Origin of the sequence: Stieleria sp. (assembly GCF_041595215.1) — a bacterium.
GTDB classification, from domain to species: domain Bacteria; phylum Planctomycetota; class Planctomycetia; order Pirellulales; family Pirellulaceae; genus Stieleria; species Stieleria magnilauensis.
In genome coordinates, this window is sequence record NZ_JBFHKV010000325.1 from 1 (window position 1) to 7841 (window position 7841).

Below are 7841 nucleotides of genomic sequence, written 5' to 3' on the forward strand. Positions count from 1 at the left end.
TCATCCGTTGGTCATCGACCGTGTCAGCCAGTTCCATCGCGAAAGTGGTTTGCTGAGCGACACGCTTGAGAACGTCTTCCAGCCCTCGACGACATCCGGCTCGCTGACGAACGAACTGTTGGCCGAAGACATTGAGTCGCTGGCGGCCGACGCGGAAACACTTGGCGACGCCGCGCGCGGCGAGCTGATCTACCGCCGCAAATCGTTGTCCTGCACCCAGTGTCACGCGATCGGACCGGCCGGACCGGTCATCGGTCCCAATTTGGTTGCGGTCGGTGCCGCCGCCAAAACCAAGTACTTGGTCGAGTCGATTCTGAGTCCCAATGCGGCGATCGCCGAACACTATGAAACCAAAGCGTTTCTGCTGGACAGCGGCAACGTGCGAACCGGGATCGTGACGTTCCGCAACGAGCAAGAAGTGGTGCTCCGCGATTCCTCGGCGCTCGGCCAAGAAGTCCGTCTCGCGACGGATGAAATTGAAGCGGAAATTCCCGCCAAGTCGCTGATGCCGGCGGGACTGGCGGACCAGCTGAAGGACCGCAATGAGTTTCTTGATCTGGTCAAATTTATTTCGGTTCTCGGAAAGCAGGGTGACTATGCCAATGACGAGAGTCCCGTCATCCGCAAATGGCGTGTCCTTGCAGCCCCCGACCTTGCAGATCCCGACCAAGCGACGCTGCCTGACGGCGATGCCGATTGGTTGCCGGCCTACAGCATGGTGCGTGGCGAGCTGCCGGTTGCCGATTGGCCCGATTCCGAAACGGTCTTCGCCCGCGGATTCGTCAACGTGCTCGTCCCAGGCGACGTTCAGCTGGATTTGAACTCCAGCGACGGCTTAGGGCTGTGGGTCGACGACCGGCGGATCGATGACCTTGAAGCCCCGATCCATTTGGAGCGCGGTCGGCATGCGATCACGTTTTTGATCGACCGAAAACGCCGCGACGTTGGGCTTCGCGTCGAGCTCAAGACGTTGGGCAAAACCAGATTGCAACCCGAAGGCGGGCTTTGATCGAAACCCACGGTGTCGCATTCCCCGCCTCAATTGACGCAAAACGTTCTTTAAAAACACCGTCATGTGCCTACATTCGGTCTCGTTCATGCAACCGCCGGATTGCTGCCACCGAGACGCATCCGACGAAACCATCCTCGTAAAGTGAAGCGAATGCCTGATCGAATTAACCAGTCGCGATTTCATCCGTCGTCCCGTCTGCTGCGTTCGGCGCGACAGGGACTGCTCGCCGCGTTTGCTGTGGTCCTCGTCAACTGTCACACGGCTCCGCACGATGTCAACGCACAGCAGGCAAACGCCCAACCAACAACTGCCCAACAACCGCCTGCGCAGCACACCGAAGTAACGCCGGACGAGAACGACTCGCGGATCGCGTGGTGGCGTGAAGCAAAATTCGGCATGTTCGTGCACTGGGGCGTCTACTCGGTCGTCGGCGGTCAATACAAAGGCCAGGAATTGCCCAACAGCGCCGAATGGATGATGGCACGCGGAAAGATTCCGATCGCCGAATACGAACAATACGCCAAGCAATTCAACCCGGTCGACTTTGACGCCGACAAGTTCGTCGGACTGGCCAAGCAAGCGGGCATGAAGTACCTGGTCATCACGGCCAAGCACCACGACGGCTTTGCGATGTTCGACTCCAAAGCGACCGATTACAACGTGGTCGACTTCAGCCCCTTTGGCCGCGACATCATGAAGGAGCTGGCCGAGGCCTGCCAAAAACAGGGCATCAAGTTTGGGTTTTATTATTCCCAGGCTCAAGACTGGCATCATCCGGGTGGCTTCGGCAACAGCTGGGACAAGAGCATCAAACGCGTCAGCAGTGACCAATACGTGCGTGAGAAGGCGGTTCCGGAAGTGCGGCAACTGCTCACCGAGTACGGGCCCATCGGCATCTTTTGGTGGGACACGCCGCGGGCGATGAGCGAAGAAGCGTTCAACAGTTTGCACTCGCTGACCAAGCTGCAACCTGACGTCCTGACCAACGATCGATTGGGAGAAGACTTTCCCGGCGACTACAAAACGTTCGAACGCAACATTCCCCGGCAAGCACCGCAAGGCAAAGACTGGGAGGTCTGCATGCCGATCAGCGGCAGCTGGGGATACAAAAAGTCCGACACGAATTTCAAATCCACCCGCACGCTGATTCAAAATCTGGCCGACATCGCCAGCAAGGGCGGAAACTATCTGCTCAACGTCAGCCCGACGGGAAAGGGCACGTTGTTGCCCCAGGCGGTCGAACGACTGGAGCACATCGGACAATGGATGCAAACCAACGGAGAATCGATTTACGGCACGACGGCCAGCCCGATCGGCGAGCCGGATTGGGGACGCTGCACGGCCAAAGCCACCGGTGACGGAACGGTGCTGTACTTGCACGTGTTCGACTGGCCGCAAGACGGCAAGCTGGTCGTCCGCGGGTTGGAAAACGACGTCCGATCAGCCAGTCTTCTCGATGGTGGTCAAAACCTTTCCACCCAGACGGTCGACGACGGTGTTTTGGTCAGCGTGCCTGCGGATCCGCCGGACGACAACAACAGCGTGATTAAGTTGGTCGTCAGCGGAACACCTGAAGTCCGTTCGCTGCTGCCCACACCTGGAAAAGACGGTGTGCTGGAACTGTTTGCCGACAAAGCCTTCATTCACAACAACGAAGGCAGTCGCGATGCCGGCCTTCGCGAACACGACGGAATCCCGCACGTCGGGTACTGGCTGGACGACCAAGCCTGGGTCGAGTGGGAGATCGAAATTCGCGACCCCGGCGTCTACCAGGTTTCCGCCGTGATGTCCGTGCAAGAAGCGCAGACCGAATTCCGAGTGTCGGTCAACGATTCACAGCTCTCCGCGTCCGTCCCTTCGACCGGCAGCTATGGTCGCTACGCCCAACGAGATCTGGGCACGATCCAGATCAGCAAGGCCGGGCGGAAGAGTGTCCGCGTCATCCCCACACCCGGCTCGTGGCAGCCAATGAATCTGAGACAATTGACACTGAAACGCGTGAGCAAAACAGACGTCGATTGATCGCCACGCGATAACATTCACCGGTCGAGCTTTGGCAGCCGTTGCTGTATCATTCGACTTGCCAAAAGCTTGCTTTACCAACATCGCCATCTTCGGATTCGCGGTCCACCTGTTCTCCGGCAAAAGGGAATCGTCCAAAAACCTCCACCATGAATACACCTTCATCATCTCCCAGCGTTTGGAACGGCAACCTCCCCAAGATCGGTATCCGACCCACGATCGATGGACGACTCGGCGGCGTCCGTGAATCGCTCGAAGACCAGACGATGAATCTGGCGAAACGAGTGGCCGAATTGATCACCACCAATGTCCACTATCCCAACGGCGAGCCGGCCGAATGTGTGATTGCCGAGACATGCATCGGCGGCGTCGCGGAAGCCAGCCGCTGCGAAGACCTGTTTCGTCGCGAGAACGTGGGGCTGTCGTTGACGGTCACCCCGTGCTGGTGTTACGGATCGGAAACGATGGACATGGACCCGCTACGCCCCAAAGCGGTGTTCGGTTTCAATGGTACCGAACGCCCCGGAGCCGTTTATCTGGCGGCGGTCCTGGCCGGACATTCTCAAAAAGGCTTCCCCGCATTCGGCATCTATGGACGCGACGTCCAGAACGCCGGAGACGCGGCGATGCCTGCCGATGTGCAAACGAAGATTCTAGATTTCGCCCGCTGCGGTCTGGCCGCGGCATTGATGCGTGGCAAGTCCTACCTGTCGATGGGCGGAACGTCGATGGGCATTGCCGGTTCGATGGTCGACTACTCGTTCTGGGAAAAATGGCTGGGCATGCGTGTCGAAGACATCGACATGAGCGAATTCATCGGGCGGATGAACAAGGGCCAATTCGATCAAGCCGAATACGAAACGGCGCTCGGCTGGGTGAAAGAGAACTGCCCCGAAGGCGACGATTACAACAGCGATGCCACCAAACGCTCGCGCGAACAACTCGACAGCGAGTGGTCCGATGGTGTGAAGATGGCATTGATCGCCCGCGACTTGATGGTCGGCAACCCGAAACTGGCCGAGATGGGACTGAATGAACAGGCTCACGGGCACGGCGCGATCGCATCCGGTTTCCAAGGCCAGCGTCAATGGACGGATCATTTTCCCAACGGGGACTTCATGGAAGCGATCCTCAATACCTCGTTCGACTGGAACGGCAAACGCGCCCCGTACATCGTTGCCACCGAAAACGACGCCATGAATGCGGCGACCATGTTGTTCGGTCACCTGCTGACCAATTCGGCTCAGGTGTTTGCCGACCTGCGGACGTACTGGAGCCCTGACGCGGTGGCGTCGGTCTGTGACGGTTATCAGCTTGATGGGCCGGCCAGCGACGGTCTGCTGCACCTGATCAACTCCGGTCCGGCGGCGCTCGACGGAACCGGCCAACAATCCGCCGCCGATGGCACGCCGACGATGAAGCCGTTCTGGGAAATCACCGACGACGAAGTCGAAAAGTGCCTCAAGGCGACGACGTGGCATCCGTCGATCACCGAGTACTTCCCCGGCGGCGGCATGAGCACCCGCTTCAAAACACGCGGCGGCATGCCGGCGACGATGACGCGAATCAATCTGGTCGATGGGCTTGGCCCCGCCCTGCAGATCGCCGAGGGACACACGATCGAACTGCCCGACGACGTCCACGACACCTTGGATCAGCGTACCAATCCGACCTGGCCGACGACCTGGTTCGCTCCGATGCTGACCGGTCGCGGCGCGTTCACATCGACCTACGAAGTGATGAATCACTGGGGCGCCAACCACTGTGTGATGACCGCCGGTCACGTCGGCCACCTGTTCATGACCTTGGCGTCGATCCTTCGGATTCCCGTCTACATGCACAACGTCGATCGGGCCCGAGTTTTCCGGCCGAGTGCTTGGAATGCATTCGGGACCGACGATCTGGAGGGCGCCGACTTTCGAGCCTGCGAAAACTTTGGACCGCTGTACGGACGTAAATAGCCGCTGCGGATGGTTTTCCCTGCGTTGCGAGCGCAGCACGAAAGCACCCGCTTGCTGCGAAGCGTCGTCGATGCCGGGTGATCTGACAACCGCGTCGCTGCCGTCACCCGGCGGTGGCCCCACCACGCTCCGGCGAGCGTGGCTACGATATACTTTTACCACCCCATGCTGGGCAACAGACGTGATGAATCAACAACAGATCCTCGAATCCATGCTCGAACTGTCTCACTTCCTGGGTGAGGAACATCGGCAACTGGCGATCCTGGGCGAAGGCAACACGTCGGCGAAGATCGACGCGGAGACTTTTTTTGTCAAAGCCAGTGGCAGTTGCCTGGGAACACTCGGCGTCGACGACGCGGTCGCCTGCCGGTTTGATGCGCTGCTGCCGATGCTGGACGAAGACGCGATCGGTGACCAGGAAATCGAGGATCGGCTGCTCGGCTGTCGCGTCGATTCGACCGCGAAGAAACCGTCCGTCGAAACACTCTTTCACGCCTACCTGTTGTCGCTGCCGGGGATCGAATTCGTCGGTCACACGCACAGCATCGCGGTCAACCGAATCCTCTGCTCGCCGCTGGCCGAGCAATTCGCGACGCAGCGGTTGTTTCCCGACGAAGTCGTTTGTTGTGGGGCACAGTCTGTCTCCATCCCGTACGTCGACCCCGGGCTGAAATTGTCACAGGTGATTCGTCAAAAGACGCAAGCGTTCCTGGATGAATTCGGGGTCCCGCCGCGCGTGATCCTGTTGCACAACCATGGCCTGATCACGATCGGCAAAACGCCCGGTGCGGTCAAAGCCGCCATGTTGATGGCTCACAAAGCGGCCGAGATCTTTGCCGGGGCCGCCGCACTCGGCGGACCGGTTTTCATGGACGCCGCTGAAGTGAATCGGATCGCCAATCGAATCGACGAACACTACCGCCAACAAGCGTTAAAGCTATGACCGAACAGTCCGATGACGAACTACCACCTGGGATTCCAGACTGGTTGCGTGTTTCGTTCATCGACGAATTGCCGTTCTACGTGGTCTTGAAGGACCTGCACGGTAAGTTCACCTACGTCAACAAACGATTGGCAAACCGATTGGGATTGCCTGCCGACGAACTCGTGGGCAAGACCGACTTTGATTTGTTTCCCCACGATCTGGCACAAAAGTATCACGACGACGACCGACGGGTGCTGGAGTCCGGTCAAACCATCACGGAGATCGAAGACAACGATGCGGGTTCGGAAAGCCGGCTCGTCAAGGTCCGCAAATCGCCGATCCGCAATCCTCAGGGCAACATCGTTGGGATCGAGGCCATCTTTTGGGACGTCACCGATCATCAAATGGCCGAAGCCCAGTTGGTGCAGGAGCGATTTCTGCTTCACATGATCCTGAACAACCTTCCTGACTTCATCTATTTCAAAGACCTCGACAGCCGGTTCCTACGCGTCAGCCGCGCTCACGCCTATCGGCTCGGCCTGGCGACGCCGTCTGATGCGATTGGAACACGCGACAACGATTACTTTCCCCAAGCGTATGCCGAGGCCGCTCGAGACGATGAGCTGAAACTGATACGCACCGGGCAGAACATCCTTGGGCGGGAAGAACATGCGGTTTGGCCCGACGGCAGCGAGACCTGGGTCGCGACGACCAAGTTGCCGCTTCGCGATGAAAACGGCCAGATCGTCGGCACGTTCGGCATCTCACGCGACATCTCTGAATTAAAATCCACCGCTGAGTCTCTGGAACGAGCCAAACAGGCCGCGGAAGCAGCGAGCCGTGCCAAAAGCGAATTCGTCGCGAATTTGAGCCATGAAATTCGCACGCCGATGAACGCCATCATCGGAATGGCCGAGTTACTGGTCCGCGCAGGACTCGACGACTTGCGAACCCAACAAGCCAAGACGATTCTCGAATCCGGTGAAAGTCTGCTGAGTTTGCTCAACGATATCTTGGATTTTTCGCGAATCGAATCGGGCCGCATTGAGCTTGACCCGACCCCGGGCGACGTCGCCGAATGCGCGCGCGGCACGATCCGAATGCTTTCGGTACGGGCCGACGAAAAAGCGATTCGCCTGCATTGCGAGGTTGCCCCAAATCTTCCCAAACTGGTGCTCGCCGATTTTGTCCGATTGCGGCAAGTTCTCGTCAACCTGATCGGCAACGCCCTCAAGTTCACTTCGCAGGGACAAGTGACGTTGAGTGTCGAGCCGGTTGAGCGTGACGAGTCACATCGCGATGACCATCAAGTCAGCATTCGATTTGCCGTCAGCGATACGGGCATCGGCATCCCGAGCGACAAACTGGACGTGATCTTTGAGGAGTTCGAGCAGGCGGACAAGTCGACGACACGACGGTTCGGAGGCACGGGGCTTGGACTGGCGATCACCGCACGCCTGGTCCGACTCATGGGCGGGCAGATCGACGTGCAGAGTGAGGTGGGACAAGGAAGCACGTTTTCGTTCACGCTCAATTTTCCCGTCGTCGATTCCACCGGAAACGAACCATCCGGCCAGGCCCCGTCGGCAACATCAACCCAAGCCGCCAAGTCTCGGCATCCACTGCGAATCCTGCTTGCCGAAGACGGCGTGACCAATCAGAAGGTTGCGACCATGATGCTTGCGGATTTGGGACACGACGTTTCGGTGGCCATGGACGGCCGCGAGGCAGTCGAACTTTCCGCCGGCGATGCCTTCGACCTGATTCTGATGGACGTCGAGATGCCCGAGATGGACGGGCTCGAGGCGACGCGGCTGATTCGCGAGCGAGAACACGGCACTTCAACCCATCTGCCGATTATCGCGATGACCGCGCATGCCATGGCGACCGATGAGCAACGCTGCTTGGACGCCGGCATGGA

4 protein-coding genes and 1 pseudogene are annotated in these 7841 nt (G+C 58.9%); all 5 read left to right on the forward strand.

Annotated elements, in window-relative coordinates; all coding sequences use genetic code 11:
• Positions 1–1009: pseudogene (locus tag ABX749_RS14155) on the forward strand (dehydrogenase); the annotation flags it as partial.
• A 153-nt stretch (positions 1010–1162) separates the two neighbouring features.
• Complete coding sequence (locus ABX749_RS14160; RefSeq protein WP_372896546.1) at positions 1163–3034, forward strand: alpha-L-fucosidase; 1872 nt, start codon at positions 1163–1165, stop codon at positions 3032–3034.
• 149 nt (positions 3035–3183) lie between these two features.
• A complete protein-coding gene (locus ABX749_RS14165) occupies positions 3184–4995 on the forward strand; it encodes an L-fucose isomerase (protein WP_372896547.1) in 1812 nt (603 codons plus the stop codon).
• A gap of 184 nt (positions 4996–5179) precedes the next feature.
• On the forward strand, positions 5180–5938 hold the full coding sequence (locus tag ABX749_RS14170) for a class II aldolase/adducin family protein (RefSeq protein WP_372896548.1): 759 nt from the start codon (positions 5180–5182) through the stop codon (positions 5936–5938).
• Positions 5935–7841: PAS domain-containing protein (locus tag ABX749_RS14175; protein ID WP_372896549.1), on the forward strand; the 1907-nt coding region annotated here is incomplete at its 3' end. The genes ABX749_RS14170 and ABX749_RS14175, both read left to right, overlap by 4 nt.